Raw genomic sequence first — 24,203 nt, 5'->3', positions numbered from 1 at the left:
TAACAAAAAACCGATAAGTAAGCTTATCGGTTTTTTAATTTAAGATATATTATAATGTACTATTTTAAAGCACCAACCATGTCTTCTGGTTTAACCCACTCGTCATAATCTTCAGCAGTTACATAGCCTAAGTTAACAGCTTCAACTTTTAAAGTTGTTCCGTTTTTATGCGCTGTATTAGCAATTTCAGCAGCTTTATAATATCCAATTTTAGTATTTAAAGCAGTTACTAACATTAATGAGTTGTTTAGTAATTCTTTAATAACTTCATGGTTAGGTTCTATTCCTGCAGCACAGTTTACATCAAAACTAACACAAGCATCACCAATTAATTGCGCAGATTGTAAAATATTTGCAGCCATCATTGGTTTAAATACATTCAATTCGTAATGTCCTTGTGTACCACCAACACTAATAGCAACATCGTTACCCATGACTTGTGCACAGACCATTGTTAACGCTTCGCATTGTGTTGGATTTACTTTTCCTGGCATGATAGAACTTCCTGGTTCATTTGCTGGAATAATAATTTCGCCGATTCCAGAACGTGGTCCTGAAGCCATCATACGTATATCATTAGCAATTTTATTTAATGATACAGCTAATTGCTTTAAAGCACCATGACTTTCTACAATTGCATCATGTGCTGCTAAAGCTTCAAACTTATTAGGAGCAGTTATAAATGGTTGTCCAGTAAATTCTGCTATATATTCTGCTACACGCTTAGAATATCCTTTAGGTGTATTTAAACCTGTTCCAACAGCAGTACCACCTAAAGCTATTTCGCTTAAATGAGGCAATGTGTTTTCTAAAGCTTTTAATCCATGGTCTAATTGAGAGACATAACCAGAAAATTCTTGACCTAAAGTTAAAGGTGTTGCATCCATTAAATGGGTACGACCTATCTTAACAACGTTTTTAAAAGTTTCTGATTTCTTTTTTAAAGTATCACGTAATTGTTTTACACCTGGAATTGTTGTTTTTACAATCTTAGTGTATGCAGCAATATGCATTCCTGTTGGAAACGTATCATTTGATGATTGCGATTTATTTACGTCATCATTTGGTTGAATTGTTTTTTCGCCTTCTCCAACAGTTTTTCCTGCAATCTGGTGTGCTCTATTTGCAATAACCTCATTGACATTCATGTTAGATTGCGTTCCAGAACCAGTCTGCCAAATTACTAAAGGAAATTGATCATCATGTTGACCATTTAAAATCTCATCACAAACTTTAGCTATAAGATCTCTTTTTTCAATTGGTAAAACACCAAGTTCGCAGTTGGTATAAGCAGCAGCTTTTTTAAGATACGCAAAACCATATACCACTTCTAAAGGCATAGAGGCTACGTTGCCAATTTTAAAATTATTTCTAGAACGTTCTGTTTGTGCACCCCAAAGCTTATCTGCAGGTACTTTAACTTCGCCCATGGTATCTTTTTCTATTCTATATTCCATTATTAAGATTGATTAATTTTAAGATTACGAAATTACGAAAATTGTAGAGTTTAATATCCTCTGTTTATAAAATTTTAATAAAAATAACTTTGGTGAATTATAGTAGAAAAAAGACCAATATTGCTAGTTTATTATTGATTAATTTTAGTTAAACGACGTGTTTACAATCTTCTAAACCCCAAGTATCCATACTTTTTAAAATAGACTCTAAGGATTGTCCGCGTTTACTTAGTTTATACTCTACTTTAGGAGGAACAACAGGAAATACGGTACGTATTATTAAGCCATCTTTTTCTAACTCTCTAACCGTTTGAGTAAACATTTTATTAGAGATGCCTTCAATTTTACGTTGTAGTATTCCAGAACGTAAACCACCATCTATTAAGTGAAACAATATTAAGGGTTTCCATTTAGTACCAATCAAACCCATAGTATAATTTAAAGGACATTTCATTATTATAATCTAAATATTAATTATATGTTTCTTATAATCAATAATTTACTCGTTTTGGTAACTATATTACTTTTAAGTAAGTTATTGCCTATAAGGCAAATATATAGTAATTTTGAAAAAAAATATGAATTATGGAAACAATAAAAAATTATCCAAAATCATTTTCTCATGTAGGCATAACGGTTCCTGATATTAAGGAAGCTGTTAAATTTTATTCTGAAGTTATGGGATGGTATGTAATTATGGAACCGTTTATTGTTAAAAAAGAAAAGGAAACAGCAATAGGGCAGATGTGTATAGATGTTTTTGGAGATGATTGGACTACTTTTGAAATTGCACATTTAGCTACGTCTGATGGAATAGGAATAGAATTATTTTCTTTTCCAAATGGTGTAAAGGAAGCTCCAGAATTTAGTCCTTTTAATACTGGTTTATTTCACTTTTGCGTTCAGGACCCAAATATTGAAGCGTTAGTTGAAAAAATTGTGGCGTATGGAGGAAAACAAAGAATGCCAATTAGAGCGTATTATCCAGATGACAAACCGTTTAAAATGTGCTACGTGGAAGATCCATTTGGTATTGTGTTTGAAGTTTACACACATAGTTACGAATTAACTTACTCATCAGGTGCATACGCTAAGTAAAAATCGACTAATATCTGAAGTAATAAAGGATAATATATAAGGTTATTAACAACTATGTTAATAATTTTTGACTTTGTATTGTATAAAAAACAAGTTTACTTTATCTTTGCATTAATAATAAACTAGAAATTAAACACATTATGTTCGAATTTGACCAATATTTAGGCTTTTTAGCATTTTTAACTATCTTAACCATAGGGTTTTGGTTAATGATATTTTTAATAACTTTTGTAGTTCCTTATTGGATTGGAGGAAGTTTAATAGAGCGTTTAAACGAGATTAAAGAAGAGAAAAAAGCTAAGCGTAACGCTTAATTTTAATCAATTATATAAAAAAAGGGAAATTCTAACGAGTTTCCCTTTTTTGTTTTTACAATCTATTTTAGATACTAATTACTCAATCAAAAAAAATGTTGCTAATAATTATTAGCAACATTTTTATTTTTGTAAAAGTATTATATACTATCCTTCAAAATCATCGTCTCCACCATAGCTTCCACGTTCTACACGTTTTTTCTTCTGGTTAAATCTGTATGTAAAGGCTAAGTTAAAACTACGCTCTCTCCATTGAAACTCGCTGTAAGCATCAAAAGTTGGAGTAGTAGTGTTTTGTTGACGTTTTCTACTATTAAATAAATCATTAACGTTAAAGGCTATAGAAGCACTATCTCCAAATAAATCTTTACTAAAAGCCATTGTTGTTGTAAATATACCTTCAGATTTAGTTTGGGCATCTTCACTTGGACCTCTATAATTTAAATTAGTTTGCCAATCAATTTCTCCTGGTAATGTGTATTTATTATTAATACGTGCAAACCAGCTGTTGTTTGTATTGTCTAAAGATAATCCGTTTGGAGTTGTTCCTTTTGTGTCGTTTTGAAAAAAGTTGAAGTTACCATTAACTCTCCAATTTCTAGATGGATTGTAAGTTAGTGTAAACTCAAAACCATACCTGTCTTCTGTTGCTAAATTAATAGGTGTACGTTGTATGATAGGTAACGACTCTCCATTTACTATAGCAGTATCTCCTGTATCAAAACTTACAAAATTAAATACGTCTGTAGCGTGTGCATAATATAATGACGAGTTAAATGTAAATTTTCCAAAACGTTTTAAGTAACCTAAGTCAAATTGACCAGAGTAACTTGGGTTTAAACCAGGATTACCTTGAAAATAATTAGTTACACTTGATCTAGAAGGAAAAGGATTTAAGAAAAATCCACGAGGACGTCTTAAACGTCTTGCGTAACCTAAAGTTAAATTTTCTCTATCACTAAACTCGTAATTAAGATTAACGGTAGGGAATAATCCTGTAAAGTTTCTTTTGTTGTAATCTCCTGTTGTTGGTTGATCAATAGTTAACTGTGTGTTTTCTAAACGAAGACCTAATAAAAATGAAAACTTATTAATTTTTGTACCATATTGTGTGTATACAGCATTAAGATATTCTTTAAAGTTTAAAAGGTTAGTAAGATCTGTACTTAATTCAAATTGATTTGTGTCTGTATCTAATAACTCTACTTGAAAGTCTGTAGATGTGGTGTTAAAATTACCTCTATAACCTGCTTCAAATTGGCTATTTTCACCAATAGGTAAAACGTAATCTGTTTGCAATAAAATTTGTTGTTGATCTTCTAAAGTTGCAACACGTTCTGATATTACATTATCTACTTGTACTAATGAGTTTTCGTTTTCTGAGCTATCTTCATATTGAAAATCAAAAGTTAAAACGTGTCCACTATCGCTATAATTTTTTTGAAAATTTAAAGCGTATTGTATTGTTTTGTCTTCTTCAAACTCTGGATCTAATCTAACGGTTGTAGACAGCAAGTTCCGGTTTGTGTCAAATTGTTCTAATAGGTTGGTCGTGTTGTTTTCATCATCACTATCTCTGTACAAAACAGATGTTGTTAATGAAGCAGAATCATTTACATACCATTCTACACCAAAATTTGTAGTAAGACCTTTTCTAATACGATCAAAAGTATTTGTTTCGTCTAAAAAGTTTCCGGTTGAATTATATTGAGTAGAAGAGAAAGAGTTTCCTGGAGCTTCTCTGTAGCTGTAACCAGTAGTATTAAAGATGTTAATATCTCCTGTTCTGTAATTTATATTTCCGTTAATTCCTGCTGAAGGATTGTAACCAACATTAGTTGTGATGGCACCATTTAAACCTTCTAACTTACTTCTTTTTAAGATGATATTAAGTATACCTGCTGTTCCTTCGGATTCATATCTAGCAGAAGGCGAAGTAATAACTTCAACTTTTTCAATAGATTCGGCTGGTAATTGTCTTAATGCATCGGTAGAATTTAATCCAACTAATCCTGATGGTTTACCGTTAATAAGGATACGTACGTTATCATTTCCGCGTAAAGCAACATTACCTTCAACATCAACAGATACTGATGGTACGTTGTCTAAAACATCACTTACGGTTCCACCACGTACAGTTAAATCTTTTCCTACGTTGTATATTTTTTTATCCAGTCTAATTTCAACTGTTGTCTTTTCAGCAATAATTTCAATTTCATCTAAAGCTTCAGCATCAATAGATAAGTATTGCGTTTTAAAGGTTTGATTATCTGTTATGGATTTGTTTGGTAAAACTTCGGTTTTAAAACCAATATACTCAAAACTAACATTGTAGGTTCCTGATTTAATTTCGATTGAATAATTACCAGATGCATCAGTAATACCTCCAGAAAGATCTGCTGGATTAGTTGTGTTTTTAAATACTACAGTGGCATACTCTAAAGGTGCATTGGTATCTTTTTCAAGTATTTTTCCTTTAATAGTTACCATTTTTTGATCATTATTTTGTGCCAACGCAAGATTCAGGCATAAAATTAGTACGCAAAATGAAATAATTTTTTTAGTCATAAGTTTGGTTTTCTTAGTATGACCGCAAAAATACCGATAGGTTTAAGTAGGTTTGGTTAAAGGTTTGTTAAATAAAAAACGAGTAATTATAGTGTTGCTTTTTGCTGCGGTATGATATCAAAAATACGTTTTGCAGGTTTTCCTATTACAGCTTTTTCGCCATTTATGACTATTGGTCTTTCAATAAGGTCTTGATACTCAATCATTATATCTATCAAGCTGTCATCATTAAACAGGTGACCATCATCTTCTAAATGTTTAAAGTTTTCTACCCAAATTTTACTTTCTTTTCTAATAAGTTCTTCAGGTTTAATGTTAAGTATGTTAATTATTTTAACAAGTTTAATTTTATCTAATGGCTTATCTTGATATTTTATGACCTCGTGATCGTGTTTATGTGTTTCAAGTATTTTTAAGCAAGCGTTTGAGTCTGAAGACTCAGGATTGTGATATATTACTATCATTAGTTTAAGGGAAATTTTGGTTGCTATTAATAATTTTATACTATAAAATGCTAGAGATTAACTCTGTTGGTCGACCTATAACAGCTTTGTCGTTATTAGTAACGATTGGTCTTTCAATTAATTTAGGGTTATTAATTAAAGCCTCTATTACTTGGGCATCTGTTAAGGTTTTGTTTTTGTAGTTTTCTTTCCAAATAGCTTCGTTTTTTCTAACTAAATCTATTGGTTTTATTTTTAGAAGTGATAAGATTTCCTTTAATTCTTTTTCTGTTAAAGGGGTTTCTAGGTACTTAATAACTTCAAATTTTTTATTAGAATCTTCTAATAATTGTAATCCTTGTCTAGATTTACTACATCTTGGATTATGATAAATTTTAATCATTTTTAAAGGTTTTCGTTATCTACTTCTTGTTGTCCCATCATCATTAAATAGGCTTTTAAAAAGGGCTCGATGTTACCGTCTAAAACAGCGTCAACATTACCTGTTTCGTGACCACTTCTAACATCTTTTATTAATTTGTAAGGATGTAACACGTAATTACGGATTTGACTTCCCCATTCAATTTTCATTTTACCAGCTTCAATATCTTCGCGTTGTGCTAATTGTTTTTGCAATTCAATTTCATACAATTGCGATTTTAGCATTTGCATAGCTCTAGACCTATTATCGTGTTGTGATCTAGTCTCTGAGCAAGAAATTTGTATACCAGAGGGTTTGTGCGTTAATTGTACTTTGGTTTCAACCTTATTAACGTTTTGTCCACCTGCACCACTTGATCTAGCAGTTGTAATTTCTATATCTGCTGGATTTATTTCAATTTCAATAGTATCATCAACTAAAGGATATACATAAACTGAAGCAAAACTAGTATGTCGTTTTGCATTACTATCAAAAGGAGATATGCGCACCAATCTGTGCACTCCATTTTCACCTTTTAACCATCCAAATGCATGGTCTCCTTCAATCTCAAGGGTTACTGTTTTTATTCCTGCAACATCACCTTCTTGAAAATTTAGTTCTTTTACTTTAAAACCATTTTTTTCGGCATACATTAAATACATACGCATTAACATATTAGCCCAATCGCAACTTTCTGTTCCTCCAGCTCCAGCTGTAATTTGTAATACAGCACTTAGACTGTCACCTTCTTCAGATAACATGTTTCTAAATTCTAAATCTTCAATTAAAGTTAGTGCTTTGGTATATCGATCTTCTACATCTGCCAATGTAGCTTCGTTTTCTTTAAAAAATTCAAAAATAACTTCTAAATCTTCAATTAAAACTTTTGATTGGTTGTAATCATTGATCCACTTTTTCTTTTCTCGGATGGATTTCATTACCAATTCTGCACTTTTAGAATCGTTCCAAAAACTGGGATCAAAAGTTTGCTCTTCTTCATTTTGAAGCGCAATTAGCTTAGCATCAATGTCAAAGATATTGCCTTAATGATGTCAGGCGAGTATTAAGATCTTTTATATTCTCTAAAGTGATCATATATTAATTTTGGTTTACAACAAAAATAGAATTATTACTAACATTTAAAAATATTTGCCAACAATTTTTAATAGTTTTATACTGTAATAAAATATTTAATATGACTATAGATTTAAGAAGCGATACAGTAACTAAACCTAGTCCAGAAATGTTGGAAGCAATGTTATCTGCACAAGTAGGAGATGACGTATATAAGGAAGATGAAACCATAAATGCTCTTGAGGATAAAATTGCTAAGTTATTTGGCAAGTCTCATGCCTTATTTTTTCCTAGTGGTACTATGGCTAATCAAACAGCCATCAAATTACATACTAATCCAGGCGACCAAGTTATTTGCGATAAGTATGCACATATTTATAATTATGAAGGTGGAGGAGCCTCTTTTAATAGTGGTGTATCTTGTAATTTATTAGATGGTACACAAGGTATGTTTACTGCAAAACAAGTGACTGAAGCCATTAATCCACCCGATTTTTACCATAGTCCGTTAACAACTTTAGTCGAAATTGAAAATACAACCAATAAAGGAGGTGGAGCGTGTTGGGATTTTAATGAAATTTTAAAGATAAAACAAGTCTGTAAGGATCATAACTTAGGCTTTCATCTTGATGGAGCAAGGCTTTGGAATGCCTTAGTTGCTAAAAACGAAACGACTTTACAATATGGAGAAGCATTTGATACTATTTCGGTTTGTTTAAGTAAAGGATTAGGGTGTCCAATAGGATCTGTTTTGGTTGGAGATGAAACTATAATGAGTAATGCAATTAGAATTAGAAAAATTTTAGGTGGTGGAATGAGACAAGGTGGTTTTTTAGCAGCAGCAGGATTATATGCTCTAGAAAATAATATTGAAAGATTAGCTGAAGACCATAAAAAAGCAATTGAATTAGAAGTTGCATTAACCAAATCTTCATTTGTTAAAAAGGTAGAACCTGTTGAAACAAACATTGTAATTTTTGAGCTTAATGATAAATATTCAGAAAAAATATTTTTGGAAGCACTTTCTGACAAGAATATTAAGATAATTGGAATGGGAAGCAATAAGTTAAGATTGGTAACGCATTTTAATTATGATGATAATCAGCACGATAGAGTGTTAGAAGTGATAAGTAAATTGTAAAATTTATTTTTTAGTAATTTTTTTGATTTAATATATGTTAAAAAACAATTGTTGTTTAACGCTTTTATTTGCTCTTTGGCGAATTTTAACTAAATTTTAAGAATTAAAAGTAATAATAGTTTGATATGTATTTTTTTTGCTTGAAATTAGTGAACAGTCGTTATTAGTTCGGCTATATATTTATCAAATAACCATTTAAATTATTAAAAATGAAAAAAGTATTACTAACATTTTTATCTTTTGTAGTCTGCACCATTGCATTCGCACAAGATTTACCAACAAATCCTGAACCAGGAAAATGTTACAAACGTTGTGTGACTCCAGATGTATGGGTTAACCAAGATGTAACAGTACAAGTTGCTCCTGCGTACAAGAAGCTAAAAGTTGTTCCTGCTCAATACAGAACAGAGAATGAGGAGTTTGTTGTACAGTCTGCAGGACAAGAATTATCTGTAGTACCTGCACAATACGAAACTCAATCTTTTGAAGTAGTGACGCAAGAAGCTTCTCAGAGATTAGAGAAAGTTGCTGGATCTACAGATACTACTACAGAAGAGATGATGACTCAACCAGGTTATCAAGAATTATCAGTAGTACCTGCAAAATATGCTACAGAGAATTTTCAAATCGTATCTAATGATGCTGCACAATCTTTATCAGTTATTCCAGCTAAGCTAGGATCTGAAAGTTTTGAAGTTGTTGTTCAAGAAGCTAGTCAACGTTTAGAAGTTGTACCAGCTCAATACGAAACAAGAACAGAAACTGTAGTAGTACAAGCTGCTTACACTAAGTTAGAAACTGTACCAGCACAATATGAAACAAGAACAGAAACTGTTGTTGTAAATTCTGGAGGTCAACGTTTAGAAGTTGTTCCTGCTAAATGGACAACTGAAAATGTTGAAGTTGTTGTACAACCTGCATCTTCTAGAGTAGAGATAGTTCCTGCTCAATATGGATCTGAAAGTTTTGAAGTTGTAGTACAAAATGCTAGCCAACGTTTAGAAGTTATACCTGCAAAATGGGGAACTGAAACATTATCTTATAAGAAACAACAATTTGGTTCTACTTTATCTGTAGTACCTGCTAAGTTTACTTCTGGTTACCAAACTATCGAAGTTAAGCCTGCAACAGCTAAATGGGGAATGAGTGATACTCCAGCTGTTGATTGTCAATCAAACGATCCTAACGATTGTAGATACTGGTGTTACAAAAATATACCAGCACAAAACATAACAGTTAACACTACAGAATTAGCTACTGATGCACAAGTAATTACTAAGCCAGGATGTGATCAAGGTGAGAACAATGCTGAAGATTGTGGTATGGGTACTTACACTAGACGTGTAGTTCAAACGCCTGCAACAACAAGAGTTATTGATATTCCTGCTGTAACTAAAACAGTTAAAAAGACTGTAATGACAACACCTCCTACAACAAGAGTTATTGATATTCCTGCTATTACTAAAACAATCAAAAAAACAGTTTTAGTATCTCCAGCAACTACAAGAGTTATTGATATTCCTGCTGTAACTAAAGAAGTTAAGAGAACTGTAATGGTAACTCCTCCAACTTCAAAAGTTATTACTATTCCTGCTGTAACGAATGAAGTTAAGAGAACAGTAATGGTAACACCTCCAACAACAAGAGTTATTGAAATTCCTGCTGTAACCAAAACAATGAAGCGTACTGTGGTCTTAGAACCAGCTACAACAAGAGTAACAGCTATTCCAGAGGTTACTGCTACTATGAAGCGTACAGTAATGGCTACACCTCCTACAACAAGAGCGACGGATGTACCAGCAAAAATGACTACAATCAGAAAAACTGTTATAACTCCAGAATCTACAAGAGTTGTTGATATTCCTTCAACGTCTACTACAATGAAGCGTACAGTAATGGTAACACCTCCAACAACAAGAGTTATTGAAGTGCCTCAAAAAACTGCTACGTACAAGAAAACGGTTTTAGCTAGTGATGCTAGAGTAGAAGAAGTAACTGTTCCTGCGGTTAACAAAACTGTAACTAAAGAAGTACTACAAACTAAAGGTGGATTAACATCTTGGGCAGAAGTAGATTGTAAGTTAGTAGCTTATAATGATCTTAATGTAAACTGGGAATTAGGTTCTGCAACTTTAACAGCAGCTTCAAAAAGAGAAATCGATGCTAAATTATTACCAGTTTTACAAAATGGTGTATCAGTAGAGATTGCTTCTCATACAGATTCAAGAGGTTCTAAAGAGTCTAACAGGTCTTTATCAGAAAGAAGAGCTCAAGCTGTAACTAACTACTTAATCTCTAAAGGAATCAATTCTTCAAGAATTGTATCTAATGGATTTGGTGAAACTAGATTAACTAACAGATGTTCTGATGGTGTATCTTGTACAGAAAGAGAGCATTTAGCAAACAGACGTACTCAATTTAGAGTTATCGATGCTGAATAATATTTAGTAAATACTTTTCATAAATAAAAAAAGGAAGCCAATTTGGCTTCCTTTTTTACTTTGTATAAAATAAATTATTTAAACATATCCATTCCTGGAATGTTAGGCATTCCGTCTTTAGCGACAGCAGCAACTTCAGCTTCATTTACGTTAGTAGCTTTAGTAATAGCTTTATTAAGTACTAAAATTAAATAATCTTCCAATTGTTCTTTATCTTCTAATAAAGCATCATCAATTGTAATAGATTTAATTTCGCGATTGGCAGTCAATGTTACTTTAAGTAAATCGTCTGTACTTTTTTCGTCAATTAAAACGGTATCCATCCTTTTTTTTGTAGCCTCTACTTTTTCTTGGGTTTCTTTTAATTTACCCATTAAATCTCCAAACATTTTATTTGATTTTAAAGTTAATCCTGCAAATTTATTAAATATAAGTAAATATTAAGTGCAATTAAATATCAATAAAGTATAATTCAAACTAATTTTAAGTTTTACATTTGTGCTCTTCAGAAAAATAAGATTTAAAATGATGAAAGTTAGCACTAACGTTTCTGCACCTATTGCAAAAAAAATAGAAAAAAAACTTAGTATACATAATGATGTTAGAGTAGATAATTACTTTTGGTTAAACCAAAGAGAGGACCAAGAGGTTTTAGATTATCTAAATGCTGAAAATACATATACTGAGTCTGTTTTAAAACATACAGAAACTTTTCAAAAGTCTTTATTTGAAGAGATGAAATCTAGAGTAAAGGAAGATGATCAAAGTGTACCTTACAAATTAAATGGGTATTGGTATATAACTAGATACGAAATTGGAAAGGATTACCCAATTTACACTAGAAAAAAAGATAATCTTGACGCTGAAGAAGAAATTCTTTTTGATTGTAATAAAATGGCTAAAGGCTATAGCTATTTTAAACTAGGTGGTATCTCAATAAGTCCAGATAACACATTAGTAAGCTATTCTATTGATACTGTTAGTAGACGACAATACACATTGTTTATTAAAAACTTAGTTACAAATGAAGTTTTTGAGGATAAAATAGAAAATACCACAGGAAGCTCGACTTGGGCTAATGATAACAAAACACTTTTTTATTCCAAAAAAGACGAAGTTACTTTACGATCGGATAAAATATATAAGCATAAACTAGGTCAAAATAGTGTTGAAGATACTATCGTTTTTCATGAAGAGGATGATACCTTTAATACATTTGTGTATAAAACTAAATCTAAAAAGTATTTAGTAATTGGTAGTTCAAGTACGCAAACTACAGAATATAGGTTTTTAGATGCCAATACACCTGATGGTGAATTTAAAATTTTTCAAGAGCGCGAAAGAAACCTTGAATATTCAATAGCGCACTATCAAGATAATTTTTACATCATTACAAATAAGGATGAAGCAACCAACTTTAAACTTCAAAAAGTAGCCGAAACCAATACAGATAAGGCTAATTGGGAAGATGTTATTCCGCATCGTAAAGATGTTTTGCTAGAAGATATAGAGATTTTTAAAGACTATTTAATTGTAAACGAACGAGAAAATGGTTTAAATCAGTTAAGAATTATTAGTTGGGATGGTAAAGAAGACTATTATTTAGATTTTGAAAGTGAAACATACACAGCAGATATAGGGAATAATCCAGATTTTGATAGCATCTATTTAAGATACTCTTTTAATTCATTAACAACACCAAGCTCGATAATCGATTATGATTTAAAGACTAAAACAAAAACGGTAAAAAAAGAGCAGCAAGTATTAGATGATTCATTTAATAAAGACAATTATATATCACACAGGATTTGGGCAACAGCAAGAGATGGTGTTAAAGTACCAATGTCTGTAGTGTATAAAAAAGGAACAAAACTTGACGGAAATAGTCCTTTGTTACAATATGCATATGGCTCATATGGAGCAACAATAGACCCTTATTTCTCTTCAATACGACTTAGCTTATTAGACAGAGGTTTTATCTATGTAATTGCTCATATTAGAGGTAGCGAGTATTTAGGACGTCCTTGGTACGAAGACGGAAAACTAAAATCCAAATTAAATACATTTACAGATTTTATAGATTGTTCTAAATTTTTAATTGAAAACAAATATACCTCTAGTCAACACCTTTATGCAATGGGTGGAAGTGCAGGAGGATTATTAATGGGAGCAATAATTAATATGAATCCAGAATTATACAATGGTGTTATTGCTGCAGTACCTTTTGTAGACGTTGTAACTACAATGTTGGATGATAGCATACCGTTAACTACAGGAGAATATGACGAATGGGGAAATCCAAATGAAGAAGATTTTTATAATTACATGAAGTCATATTCGCCATATGATAATGTGACACCTCAAGCATATCCTAATATGCTAGTAACTACAGGTCTTCACGATTCACAAGTGCAATATTGGGAACCAGCAAAATGGGTAGCTAAATTAAGAGACTGTAAATTAGATAAAAATATTTTACTACTTAAAACAGACATGGATGCAGGACATGGTGGTGCTTCTGGGCGTTTTGAAGCATTAAAGGAAGTCGCTTTAGAATATGTATTTTTATTCGAATTGGAAGGAATCAATAAATAATCAAAAAAAATGCTTATTTTTGCGAGGTTTTGAGTTTCAAAACTCAAAATAAGTAGCTTTTAAATAGCATTTATGGAACAAAATAAACAAGTTTTTGATAGTGTATTAGACCTAATAGGTAATACACCAATGATAAAACTAAAAAAAATCACTTCAGGTTTTAAAGGGAATTATCTAGCAAAGGTTGAAGCCTTTAATCCAGGTCATTCATCAAAAGATAGAATCGCTTTATACATTTTAGAGCAAGCAGAAAAGCAAGGTATACTTAAACCAGGAGATACAATAATTGAAACTACATCAGGTAATACAGGATTTAGTATTGCAATGGTTAGTGTAATTAAAGGTTATGATTGCATCTTGGCAGTTAGTTCAAAATCTTCAGCAGATAAGATTGACATGTTAAAAAACATGGGAGCTAAAGTATATGTTTGTCCAGCAAACGTTAGTGCAGATGATCCAAGAAGTTATTATCAAGTAGCAAAACGATTACACGAAGAAATTAAAGGATCTGTTTATATTAATCAATACTTTAATCAACTAAATATTGATGCACATTACAATTCTACTGGACCAGAAATATGGAACCAAACAGAAGGTAAAATAACGCATTTAGTTGCATGTAGTGGTACAGGAGGAACAATTTCTGGAACAGCAAAGTATTTAAAAGAGCAAAATCCAAACATTAAGGTTATTGGTGTTGATGCTTATGGTTCGGTATTAAAAAAATATCACGAAACTAGAGAGTTTGACGATAAAGAAATTTATCCATACAGAATTGAAGGTTTAGGAAAAAATTTAATTCCTACTGCTACAGATTTTGATACAATAGATGAGTTTATTAAGGTCACAGATGAAGAAAGCGCACATACTGCTAGAGAGTTAGCACAAACCGAAGGGTTGTTTGTTGGCTACACATCTGGTGCTGCAATGCAAGCCTTAAAACAACTTAATGAATCTAACACTTTTAAGGATACAGATAATGTTGTTGTTATTTTTCCTGACCATGGTTCTAGATACATGAGTAAGATTTACAGTGACAAATGGATGAGTGATCAAGGCTTTTTTGATAGTAAAAATGAAGAGGCTGCGCAAAGTATTCAATATATTAAGTAAATAATTAAATAATAGACAGATTAGTTAATCTTAGTTGTTTTAAGATTAACTTTTTTTGTTAATAATACATAGGTTATTTGTTATGCACGTATAATAAAAATGCATAATTTTGTAGCATCTAACTAAATTTTAATAGCTTAAGCTAATATATCTAACAATAGTAGCTTAAAAATCGCGTTTTACAATGAAAGATTTATTTGAAAAAATATACAAAGATAAAGGACCACTAGGTAAATGGGCTGCACAAGCAGAAGGTTACTTTGTGTTTCCTAAATTGGAAGGTGAAATTTCTAATCGTATGAAATTTCAAGGAAAAGATGTAATTACATGGAGTATCAATGACTACTTAGGTCTTGCTAACCATCCTGAAGTCCGTAAGGTTGATGCAGAAGCTGCAGCACAATACGGATCTGCTTATCCAATGGGAGCACGTATGATGTCTGGTCACACAAATTTACACGAGCAACTACAAAACGAACTTGCTGAGTTTGTACATAAAGAAGCAGCTTACTTATTAAACTTTGGTTACCAAGGTATGGTGTCTACCGTAGATGCCTTAGTTGGTAAAGATGATATTATTGTGTATGATGTGGATGCACATGCTTGTATAATTGATGGTGTAAGATTACACCACGGAAAACGATTTACTTATAAGCATAACGATATTGAAAGTTTAGAGAAAAACTTAGGTCGTGCTACTAAAATGGCAGAACAAACTGGAGGAGGAATCTTAGTGATCTCTGAAGGTGTATTTGGTATGAGAGGTGAGCAAGGACGCTTAAAAGAAATTGTTGCTTTAAAGAAAAAATATAACTTTAGACTGTTTGTAGATGATGCACATGGTTTTGGTACCTTAGGTAAAACTGGTGCTGGAGCAGGAGAAGAGCAAGGTGTACAAGATGATATTGATGTGTATTTTGCAACTTTTGCTAAGTCTTTAGCTAGTACAGGTGCATTTATTGCTGCAGATCAAGAAATTATTGATTATTTAAAATATAATTTACGTTCGCAAATGTTTGCTAAATCATTGCAAATGCAATTGGTTGTAGGTGCATTAAAACGTTTAGATATGTTACGCACAATGCCTGAGTTAAAAGAAAACTTATGGAAAATTGTAGATGCGTTACAATCTGGACTTAAAGACAGAGGTTTTGATATTGGGACAACACAAAGTTGTGTAACTCCAGTATATTTAAATGGAAGTATTCCAGAAGCTATGGCTTTAGTTAGAGATTTAAGAGAAAACTATGGTATTTTCTGCTCTATTGTTGTGTATCCAGTAATTCCAAAAGGATTAATACTTTTACGTATGATTCCTACTGCAACGCATACATTACAAGATGTGACTGAAACTTTAGATGCTTTTGATGCTATTAGAGAACGTTTAGAAAACGGTACTTACAAACGTATGTCTGCTGCTTTAATGAAAGCAATGGGAGAGTAACAAAAATAAAATTTAGTTAAAAATCCGATTCATTTGAATCGGATTTTTTTTTGTTTTAATAATTATATGTATCATTATATAATTCATCTTTGATTAAATATAGTTATTTCTTAAAGGTTATGATATAGGCTAAGAGAGTATAGCTTATAATAATTATAAAAAAAGAGCTTATTTATTAATAGTAAGCTCTTGATGATTTATAATTCTTTTTTAAAAGTACAACGTCTTATATATACCTCTGGATCAAAGTGTTTCCAAATTTTATGTATAGCTTCGTTATCCTCTAATTCAGGTGTTCTATAACAGGTTTGTATTCCTCTTTCAGTAAACGTGTTGTAATATTCGTTAAAAATAACAGCATGTACACCTTTATTTTGATAATCAGGATGGACACCTATCAAGTAAAACATAACGTCTTTGCTTTCTTTTTTAGCTTTTAATAATTTTAAAAATCCAAATGGTAATAATTTACCTTTCATTTGTTGTAATGCATCAGCAAATCTAGGCATAACTACAGCAAATGCTACCAATTTGTTGTCTTTGTCAATAACAAATTTGATATATTCTGGATTAATAAAACTTATAAACTTCTTTTTAAAATATTCTTTTTGAATATCTGTAATCGCAACAAATGAAGATAGTGAGGCGTAGCTTTCATTAAATAAATCAAACATTTGATCTGCATAAGGCATGACTTCGGATGTTTTTTTTAAGTCTAAAGCTTTAAGCTGATAGCGTCTTTTTATTAATTCCTGTGCTTTGTAGAAAAATTCAGGTTTTACGTTTTTAAAAGGAAAACGACTTTCAGAATATTTTTTCTCAACAGAAAAACCATGTGATTTATAATGATTTACATAATAAGCGTGATTATACCATGTGATCATGTTACCTATAGCATCAAAACCCTCTGTAATAACTCCAACTTTATCCAAGTTAGAAAAACCGACAGGACCTTCAGTATAATGTAGGTTATTTGCATTACCAATGGTGTAAACTTCTTGCAAAAGTGCTTTACTAACGTCTAAGTCGTCTATAAAATCAAACCAACCAAAACGCATTTTTTTTATGTTTTGATCTTTCACTTCAAGCCAATTTATTATGGCAGCGATACGACCAACAACTTTATTGTCTTTATATGCTAAAAACAATGTTGCTTCGGCATCATTAAAAATAGGGTTTTTTTTAGCATCAAAAGTTGCTAATTCTTGACTTATAATTGGTGGTACCCAATATTTAGAGTCTTTGTATATTTCAAAAGGAAATTTAACAAATGCTTTGTAATCCGCTTTTGATACTACTTTTTTGGTTGTAATCATATAAAAAAGAAAGGGTTAGTTTTCATCATCGAAATCAATCTCTTGAGTTTCTTTTTTTCGTTTACCTGAATCTTCTGGTGTGTCAGAATCATTATCTTTTTTATTCTTATTTTTCTTTCTATTCGCTTTTCTTTCGTATTCTTCAAGTACATCAGTACCATTATCTATATCAGCTTCAGGATCTTTATGGAAATCTAAACGATAAGATGCGCCAAAGTTAAAGCTAAAAACCGAAGGTGTGTCCTTTGTGTTAAAAGTAATTGCAGTATCTAACTGAAAATCCTTACTCCATAAATATGCTCCACCAAATCTAAATAAATTGTCTGCATAATAATCACTTTTTATACCTTGAGTTTCTCCAAATAAAACCCATTGGTCAGTAATGGACTTGGTTAAAGTAACAATGTATTGAAAATCTGAAAAATCTGAACCAATTCTGTCTTTGGCAAAATTCATAACTAAAACCCAACCACTATTAAAGTTGTTTTGTGTTGCAACCATCACTTTAGGTGTAAAACCGCCTTCGTAATTTGGACTTGAAAACGGATTGCTATAAGGCACATAAATATTATCTTTAGCATCATAGTTTACACCAGCATATACAGCTACAGCCGGAATTAAATTACTCCACTTAAATTTTTTGTTAGCATGATAGCTGTAAATATTAGGTTTCTCCTCACCACGTTTTTTATAAGGATCGTACACTAAGTATTTTGCACCTAATGTTAAATATTTAAAATTAGCGCGATCAGTTTCCATTGGAAATAAGGTAGAACGATTATCTGTAAATGTATCGTTTTGGTAAGTACCTTCTATATTTAATTCTAGTTCTTCCCAAACTAAACCATAACGCGCTGCAAAGTCAATACCAAAACCTGAAGCTTCATTTTTTAATGGTGTATGCTCTTCTTTAAGCATATAAGGTCCAACCTCAAGCTGAGCCACATTTTTTCCGACTGCAAAAGCACTTCTGGATACACCTGGTCTGTTAGAGTTGATTACTTCAGTATATTGCGCATTAGCAGTAAAACTTGCTAATAAGAGTATATACGTTACAATTAATTTTGGGTTAAGCATATATTTTTGTTTAAAGTCAAATATAAGATTTTATATTTTTTTTAAGTATTTAAAACTCAATTTAAAACTCAAGAATTGTATTTTTGTTAAAGTATTGATAATTTAACTTTTATTTCAACATGGCTTTATTAAGAACCATACTTATAATAGCATTAATTTACTACGGATTAAAAATCTTATCTCGTTTGTTTGCACCTGCATTATTTAAATATGCAGCTAAAAAAGCAACCGAGCGTTTTGGAGGTGCGTTTAACCAACAAAGACAAGAGCCAGCTCAAAAAGAAGGCGAGATAACTATAGATAAAATGCCTAATAATAAATCTTCAAATAAAAATGTAGGAGAGTATGTAGATTACGAAGAAATTGAGTAATTTTCAACCTCATACTTTTTAAAACTTTTTATGCAATTTTCTTTTAAAAAAATCTTACCTCATCTTTTAGTTTTGGTAGGATTTATTGTTTGCTCTTTAGCCTATTTTAGTCCTGTTTTACAAGGAAAAGTCATTTACCAAAGTGATATTGTTCACTACACAGGAATGGCAAAACAACAAAAGGATTTTAAAACTAATTCTGGAGAAGAAACCTATTGGACTAATAGTGCATTTGGAGGTATGCCAACCTACCAATTAGGAGCAAAATACCCACACAATTATATTAAAAAGTTAGACCTGTCGTTGCGTTTTTTACCACGACCAGCTGATTACTTATTTCTTTATTTTGCTGGATTTTATATACTGCTTTTGGTTTTAAAAGTGGATTGGAAATTAGCAGGATTAGGTGCTTTGGCATTTGGTTTTTCTACCTATCTAATCATAATTTTGGGTGTAGGACATAATAGCAAAGCACATGCAATAGCTTATATGCCATTAGTTTTAAGTGGTATTATACTAACGTTTAGAGGTAAGTATGTTTACGGTTTTATCCTGACAGCCATAGCTATGGGCTTAGAGTTGGTGGCTAACCACTACCAAATGACGTACTATTTAATGTTGTTAGTCTTAGTTTTAGGTATCGCTTATTTGGTAGATGCCTATCGTAAAAAGATGTTGCCTCACTTTTTTAGAGCTGTAGGTGTGTTATTTGCTGCAGTAATCTTGGCAATAGGTTTAAATGCAACTAATATTTTAGCTACACAAGATTATGTTAAAGAGAGTACACGTGGTAAAAGCGAGTTAACTATCAATGCCAATGGGTCCAAAAGAGAAAACACAAACGGTTTAAGTAAAGAATATATTACAGAATATAGTTATGGTAAACTAGAAACTTTTAACCTATTTGTACCTAGATTTTTAGGTGGTGGAAGCGGAGAGGATGTAGGCGAAGATTCTGCAGTGTATAAATACATTGTTAATCAAGGTGTGCCACCAGCAGACGCTAGAGAATATACTAAAGGTCTACCAACATATTGGGGAAGCCAAACGATAGTAGAAGCACCAGCTTATGTTGGAGCAGTTGTAATATTTTTATTTGTATTAGGCTTGTTTTTAGTCAAAGGTCGTTTAAAATGGTGGTTAGTAGGAGGAACTATACTGTCATTATTATTGTCTTATGGTAAAAATCTAGAATTCTTAACAGATTTATTTATTAACTATGTACCATTATATAATAAGTTTAGAGCAGTCAGCTCAATACAAGTAATTTTAGAATTATGCATTCCTGTTTTAGCTGTTTTTGCTCTTGTTAGGTTGTTTAATGCTGTTGTTAAAACCGAGGAAAAACTTAAGGCTTTAAAAAACACAATTATTATTACAGCAGGTTTAGCAATCCTATTTTTATTAGGAAAAGCTGTTGGAATAATCGATTTTGTTGGTGGTATTGATGGACGTATTAGAGAAGGTAATGGACAAGCATTTTTGGATGCTTTAAGAGAAGACAGAGCTAGCTTTTTTACACAAGATACGCTTAGAACCTTGTTGTTTGTTTTATTAGCAGCAGGCGTTATCTATTTCTTTTTGAAAAAGAAACTTAACGAAACTAAAGTTATTATCGTTTTAGGATTATTAATTGTAGTAGATTTAGTTAGCGTAGATAAACGTTACGTTAACAACAAGGATTTTGTATCTAAGTTACAAATGGAGCGTCCTTATCAACCAAATAAAGCAGATTTAGAGATACTTAAGGATAAGTCTAATTATCGCGTGTATGACTTAACGTCTGGAGGAGCTAAAACTAGCTATTTTCATAATGCTTTAGGTGGTTATCACGCTGCAAAACCAAAAAGATATCAAGATTTGTACGAATTTTATATCTCAAAAAACAATATTAATGTATTAAGTATGCTTAACGCGAAATACATAATTGGTCAAGGAGAAGATGGCAGTCCGTTTCCGTTTGTAAATAACGACGCTAATGGTAATGCTTGGTTTGTAGAAAACACTAAAAAAGTAAGTTCTGCTGATGCAGAAATTTTAGCTCTAGACACATTAAATACTAAAAAAACAGCTATTTATTCTGAAGGTGTTTCTGATAAAACTAATCTTCCTAAGACGTTTGTTGTGGATTCTTTAACTTCAATAAAGACTTTAGATTACAAGCCTAATTATATTAAATATCAGTCTAATAACAGTAATAATGGTTTTGTTGTGTTTTCAGAAATGTATTATGGTTCTGGATGGAATGCTTATATTGATGGTGTATTAAAACCACATGTTAAAGTAAACTATGCGTTAAGAGGTTTAGTGGTGCCAAATGGTAAACATATTATTGAATTTAAGTTTGAACCTAATGTTGTTAAATCTGGTAGTACGATCGCGTTAGCTAGTTCTATTTTATTGGTATTATTAGTGCTTGGAGGTTTGATTTATGGTGTTAAAAGCATGAATAAGATTAGCGAGGAGTAATCACACGACGCTCAATTTCCGCGAAAGCGTTACATTATGGATAAAAAAAAGGTGCTAATTATTACGTATTATTGGCCTCCTGCAGGAGGACCAGGTGTACAGCGTTGGTTAAAATTTGTAAAATATTTACCAGATTTTAATATAGTGCCTGTTGTATACTGTCCATCCAATGCTAATTATCCAATTATAGATGCGACCTTGCAAAGTGAAGTTAATCCAAGTGTTACAGTGCTTAAGCAACCAATAAAGGAGCCTTACAAATTGGCACAATTGTTTTCTAATAAAAGTAAAACCATTAGTAAAGGGATTATTACTGAAAAAAGTAAACAAAGCCTTATGGAGCGTTTGATGTTGTTTGTTAGAGGTAATTTTTTTATTCCTGATGCCAGAAAAAACTGGGTAAAACCGTCGTATAACTACTTATCTACTTACATTTTAGATTTTAATATTGATACAATTATAACGTCTGGACCACCACATAGTTTACATTTAATTGGTTTAAAATTAAAAGAAAACTATGGTGTCAATTGGATTGCAGATTTTAGAGATCCTTGGACGACAATAGGTTACCATAAGCAATTAAAATTAACTAAGGCTTCAAAAAATAAACATAAGGCATTAGAAAAAAAAGTCCTTAATTGTGCTGACAAAATTATTGTAACTAGCCCAAGTACTAAAACCGAATTTGAGGGTATTACAAGTCAACCTATCCATGTAATTACTAATGGTTATGATAACGAAAAAGTAGTTGTAAATACCTTAGATAAAAAGTTTACATTGTCGCATATTGGGTCGTTATTATCTAAACGAAATCCAGAAGTACTTTGGAAAGTGCTTAGCGAATTGATGATTGAGGATGCTAGATTTGCACAGGATTTTCAGTTGAATTTAATTGGAGAAGTAGGCAAAGATGTTATACAATCTATAAAAACACATGGTTTAAGTAGTAGTTTAAATTATGTTGGATATGTATCTCACAATAAAGCTATTGAGTTTCAAAAAAAATCACAATTATTATTGTTGATTGAAATAAACTCGGAAGATACAAAAGCAATTATTCCTGGTAAATTGTTTGAGTATATGGTTGCTAATAGACCAATTGTTGCAATTGGACCAAAAGGAGCAGATGTAGCTTCAATTATTACAAAAACTAATACTGGTCAATTTTTTAATTATGATGATTATGATGCTTTAAAAAATAGTATTAAGCAGTATTATAAAGCTTACACTGAAAATAATTTAAAGACTAATCCAATAGGATTACAAGGTTACTCAAGACAACAGTTAACAAAAAAGTTAGCAGATTTGATTAATCAGTCCTAAAATATAAATGGTATAAAATATATGGGAATAGTCGTTAATCAATCTATTAAAAATACTATTATAACTTATTTTGGGTTTGGTATTGGTGCTGTTAACGTTATATTTTTATATACTCAATTTGTTAGCGAAGCTTATTTTGGTTTAATCACTTTTATCCTGTCTACAGCAAGTATTTTAATGCCATTTATGGCTTTTGGCGTGCATAACACAATTGTTAAGTTTTATTCTTCGTTTAAAACCAGACAATCACAAAATAGCTTTTTAAGTTTAATGTTACTTTTACCATTACTTCTAATAGTTCCGTTAGGATTAATTACGCATTTTGCTTATGATTTGATTGCCAATTGGCTATCTAAAGAAAATGCTATTATAAAGGACTACACTTGGTTAATTTACATTTGTGCAGCAGCTTTTGCCTATTTTGAAGTATTTTACGCCTGGAGTAAGGTGCAATTACGAAGCGTATTTGGTAATTTTATGAGTGAGGTGTTTCACAGATTTGTTACCATGTTGCTGTTGTTAAGTCTTTATTTTGGTTACCTAAATGTAGATCAATTAATTTACGGGATTGTTATTACATACATTGTCAGAGCCTTAATTATGAAGCTATATGCTTTTAGCCTTAGGATGCCAGTTTTTAAATTAACTAAAATCCCTAATATTGGAAGTATTTTAAAATATTCTGCTTTAATTATAATCGCAGGCTCTGTGGCTAATATAATATTAGAGATAGATAAGTTTATGCTTGGTCAGTTTCAGGCGCTTAATAATGTTGCCTATTATGGTGTAGCTATTTATATTGCTACGGTTATAGGTGTTCCTGCTAGAGCAATGCATCAAATAGCAAACCCTTTAACCTCTAAGCTTTTAAATGAAGGTCACAAGGTTGAACTTAAAATACTTTATCAAAAAAGTTCTATTAACTTATTTATTATTAGCGGATTTATATTTTTATGTATTATAATAAATATCAATAAGTTATATCTTTTAATTCCGGAAAATTATAGCGAAGGCTTTTTGGTTGTTTTAGTGATTGGTCTTGCTAAACTATCAGACAACCTTATTGGAAATAATAATGCCATACTTTTTAATAGCGACTATTATAGGGTAGTGCTAGTCTTTGGGATTTTATTAGCAATACTAACCGTAGTTTTAAACCTTGTTTTTATTCCGTTGTATGGAATAAATGGAGCTGCATACGCAAGTTGTATTACTATTTTTACATACAATACTATAAAACTATTGTTTGTGTATAAAAAATTTAAAATTCAACCGTTTACATTGGCTACCATAAAAACAACACTACTAATATTGGTTTGTGGTTTAAGTTTGTTTTTTTGGGAATTTAATTTTAATCCCATTATTAGCATTGTCGCTAAAACGTTAATTTTAATTATAATCTATGGATTGACTGTTTTTAAATTTAATTTATCAGAAGATATTTCAAAAATATTAAATCGCTTTATTCCATAAAAAAAACCTACTTAAAGTTGCTTTAGGGCAAACAACCTTAGTAGGAATTCTATTCAATCGACTAG

20 protein-coding genes are annotated in these 24,203 nt (G+C 31.4%); 11 read left to right on the top strand and 9 right to left on the bottom strand.

Annotated features, from left to right (window positions below; genetic code table 11):
- Positions 1-59 precede the first annotated feature (59 nt).
- Positions 60-1,457, bottom strand: a complete 1,398-nt coding sequence (gene fumC, locus V6251_RS01630) for a class II fumarate hydratase (RefSeq protein ID WP_341586718.1) — start codon at positions 1,455-1,457, stop codon at positions 60-62.
- 148 nt (positions 1,458-1,605) lie between these two features.
- Positions 1,606-1,911 (bottom strand): winged helix-turn-helix transcriptional regulator, encoded by a 306-nt coding sequence (locus tag V6251_RS01625; RefSeq protein ID WP_341586717.1) that lies wholly within the window; start codon positions 1,909-1,911, stop codon positions 1,606-1,608.
- A gap of 131 nt (positions 1,912-2,042) precedes the next feature.
- On the opposite strand from V6251_RS01625, the gene V6251_RS01620 reads away from it, so the two are divergent.
- Together V6251_RS01620 and V6251_RS01615 are read left to right on the top strand one after the other, a co-directional pair.
- Entirely contained in the window at positions 2,043-2,555 is a 513-nt protein-coding gene (locus V6251_RS01620) for a VOC family protein (protein WP_341586715.1), read from the top strand.
- A 140-nt stretch (positions 2,556-2,695) separates the two neighbouring features.
- The gene (locus V6251_RS01615; protein WP_162874834.1) at positions 2,696-2,869 is read left to right on the top strand and encodes a hypothetical protein; all 174 of its coding nucleotides are present in this window, start codon (positions 2,696-2,698) and stop codon (positions 2,867-2,869) included.
- 147 nt (positions 2,870-3,016) lie between these two features.
- On the opposite strand, the gene V6251_RS01610 is transcribed toward V6251_RS01615, so the two are convergent.
- From V6251_RS01610 to prfB, 4 genes are all read right to left on the bottom strand, one after another.
- Positions 3,017-5,437, bottom strand: coding sequence for an outer membrane beta-barrel family protein (locus V6251_RS01610; protein ID WP_341586713.1), 2,421 nt, complete (start codon positions 5,435-5,437; stop codon positions 3,017-3,019).
- Between the two features lie 86 nt (positions 5,438-5,523).
- Entirely contained in the window at positions 5,524-5,901 is a 378-nt protein-coding gene (locus V6251_RS01605; protein ID WP_145001818.1) for an arsenate reductase family protein, read from the bottom strand.
- A 40-nt stretch (positions 5,902-5,941) separates the two neighbouring features.
- Entirely contained in the window at positions 5,942-6,283 is a 342-nt protein-coding gene (gene arsC, locus V6251_RS01600; protein ID WP_145001817.1) for an arsenate reductase (glutaredoxin), read from the bottom strand.
- A gap of 2 nt (positions 6,284-6,285) precedes the next feature.
- Positions 6,286-7,396 (bottom strand): peptide chain release factor 2 gene (prfB, locus tag V6251_RS01595; protein WP_145001816.1). Its coding sequence is split into 2 segments (ribosomal slippage): positions 6,286-7,332 and positions 7,334-7,396, totalling 1,110 coding nucleotides; the frame shifts between segments, so codons are not numbered across the junction.
- 100 nt (positions 7,397-7,496) lie between these two features.
- Here prfB and V6251_RS01590 point away from each other — a divergent pair.
- Together V6251_RS01590 and V6251_RS01585 are read left to right on the top strand one after the other, a co-directional pair.
- A complete protein-coding gene (locus tag V6251_RS01590; RefSeq protein WP_341586710.1) occupies positions 7,497-8,516 on the top strand; it encodes a threonine aldolase family protein in 1,020 nt (339 codons plus the stop codon).
- Between the two features lie 209 nt (positions 8,517-8,725).
- On the top strand, positions 8,726-10,957 hold the full coding sequence (locus tag V6251_RS01585) for an OmpA family protein (RefSeq protein WP_341586709.1): 2,232 nt from the start codon (positions 8,726-8,728) through the stop codon (positions 10,955-10,957).
- 74 nt (positions 10,958-11,031) lie between these two features.
- On the opposite strand, the gene V6251_RS01580 is transcribed toward V6251_RS01585, so the two are convergent.
- Positions 11,032-11,346 carry a YbaB/EbfC family nucleoid-associated protein gene (locus V6251_RS01580; protein WP_292945011.1) on the bottom strand — a complete coding sequence of 105 codons (315 nt, stop codon included), beginning with the start codon at positions 11,344-11,346 and terminating at the stop codon, positions 11,032-11,034.
- Positions 11,347-11,482: 136 nt separating this feature from the next.
- On the opposite strand from V6251_RS01580, the gene V6251_RS01575 reads away from it, so the two are divergent.
- The 3 genes from V6251_RS01575 to V6251_RS01565 all read left to right on the top strand — a co-directional run bounded on the left by V6251_RS01575 (position 11,483) and on the right by V6251_RS01565 (position 16,109).
- A complete protein-coding gene (locus V6251_RS01575; protein WP_445933610.1) occupies positions 11,483-13,552 on the top strand; it encodes a S9 family peptidase in 2,070 nt (689 codons plus the stop codon).
- Between the two features lie 72 nt (positions 13,553-13,624).
- Positions 13,625-14,665 carry a PLP-dependent cysteine synthase family protein gene (locus tag V6251_RS01570; RefSeq protein ID WP_145001812.1) on the top strand — a complete coding sequence of 347 codons (1,041 nt, stop codon included), beginning with the start codon at positions 13,625-13,627 and terminating at the stop codon, positions 14,663-14,665.
- Positions 14,666-14,849: 184 nt separating this feature from the next.
- A complete protein-coding gene (locus tag V6251_RS01565; RefSeq protein ID WP_341586706.1) occupies positions 14,850-16,109 on the top strand; it encodes an aminotransferase class I/II-fold pyridoxal phosphate-dependent enzyme in 1,260 nt (419 codons plus the stop codon).
- Between the two features lie 197 nt (positions 16,110-16,306).
- On the opposite strand, the gene V6251_RS01560 is transcribed toward V6251_RS01565, so the two are convergent.
- Together V6251_RS01560 and V6251_RS01555 are read right to left on the bottom strand one after the other, a co-directional pair.
- The gene (locus V6251_RS01560; protein ID WP_341586704.1) at positions 16,307-17,425 is read right to left on the bottom strand and encodes a GTP cyclohydrolase; all 1,119 of its coding nucleotides are present in this window, start codon (positions 17,423-17,425) and stop codon (positions 16,307-16,309) included.
- A 15-nt stretch (positions 17,426-17,440) separates the two neighbouring features.
- Positions 17,441-18,502, bottom strand: a complete 1,062-nt coding sequence (locus tag V6251_RS01555; protein WP_341586702.1) for a transporter — start codon at positions 18,500-18,502, stop codon at positions 17,441-17,443.
- Positions 18,503-18,621: 119 nt separating this feature from the next.
- Here V6251_RS01555 and V6251_RS01550 point away from each other — a divergent pair, with 119 nt between their 5' ends.
- The 4 genes from V6251_RS01550 to V6251_RS01535 are packed head-to-tail and all read left to right on the top strand — an operon-like array spanning position 18,622 to position 24,138.
- The gene (locus V6251_RS01550) at positions 18,622-18,873 is read left to right on the top strand and encodes a DUF4834 family protein (protein ID WP_145001808.1); all 252 of its coding nucleotides are present in this window, start codon (positions 18,622-18,624) and stop codon (positions 18,871-18,873) included.
- Positions 18,874-18,903: 30 nt separating this feature from the next.
- Entirely contained in the window at positions 18,904-21,342 is a 2,439-nt protein-coding gene (locus tag V6251_RS01545) for a YfhO family protein (RefSeq protein WP_341586701.1), read from the top strand.
- A 36-nt stretch (positions 21,343-21,378) separates the two neighbouring features.
- Positions 21,379-22,665 (top strand): glycosyltransferase family 4 protein, encoded by a 1,287-nt coding sequence (locus V6251_RS01540; RefSeq protein ID WP_341586699.1) that lies wholly within the window; start codon positions 21,379-21,381, stop codon positions 22,663-22,665.
- A gap of 21 nt (positions 22,666-22,686) precedes the next feature.
- A complete protein-coding gene (locus V6251_RS01535; protein WP_341586698.1) occupies positions 22,687-24,138 on the top strand; it encodes an oligosaccharide flippase family protein in 1,452 nt (483 codons plus the stop codon).
- The last annotated feature ends 65 nt before the right edge of the window (positions 24,139-24,203 follow it).

The sequence above is a fragment of the Olleya sp. Ti.3.14 genome, from assembly GCF_038154885.1.
Classification (GTDB): Bacteria; Bacteroidota; Bacteroidia; order Flavobacteriales; family Flavobacteriaceae; genus Olleya.
This window is presented reverse-complemented; position numbering and strand designations above follow the sequence as displayed.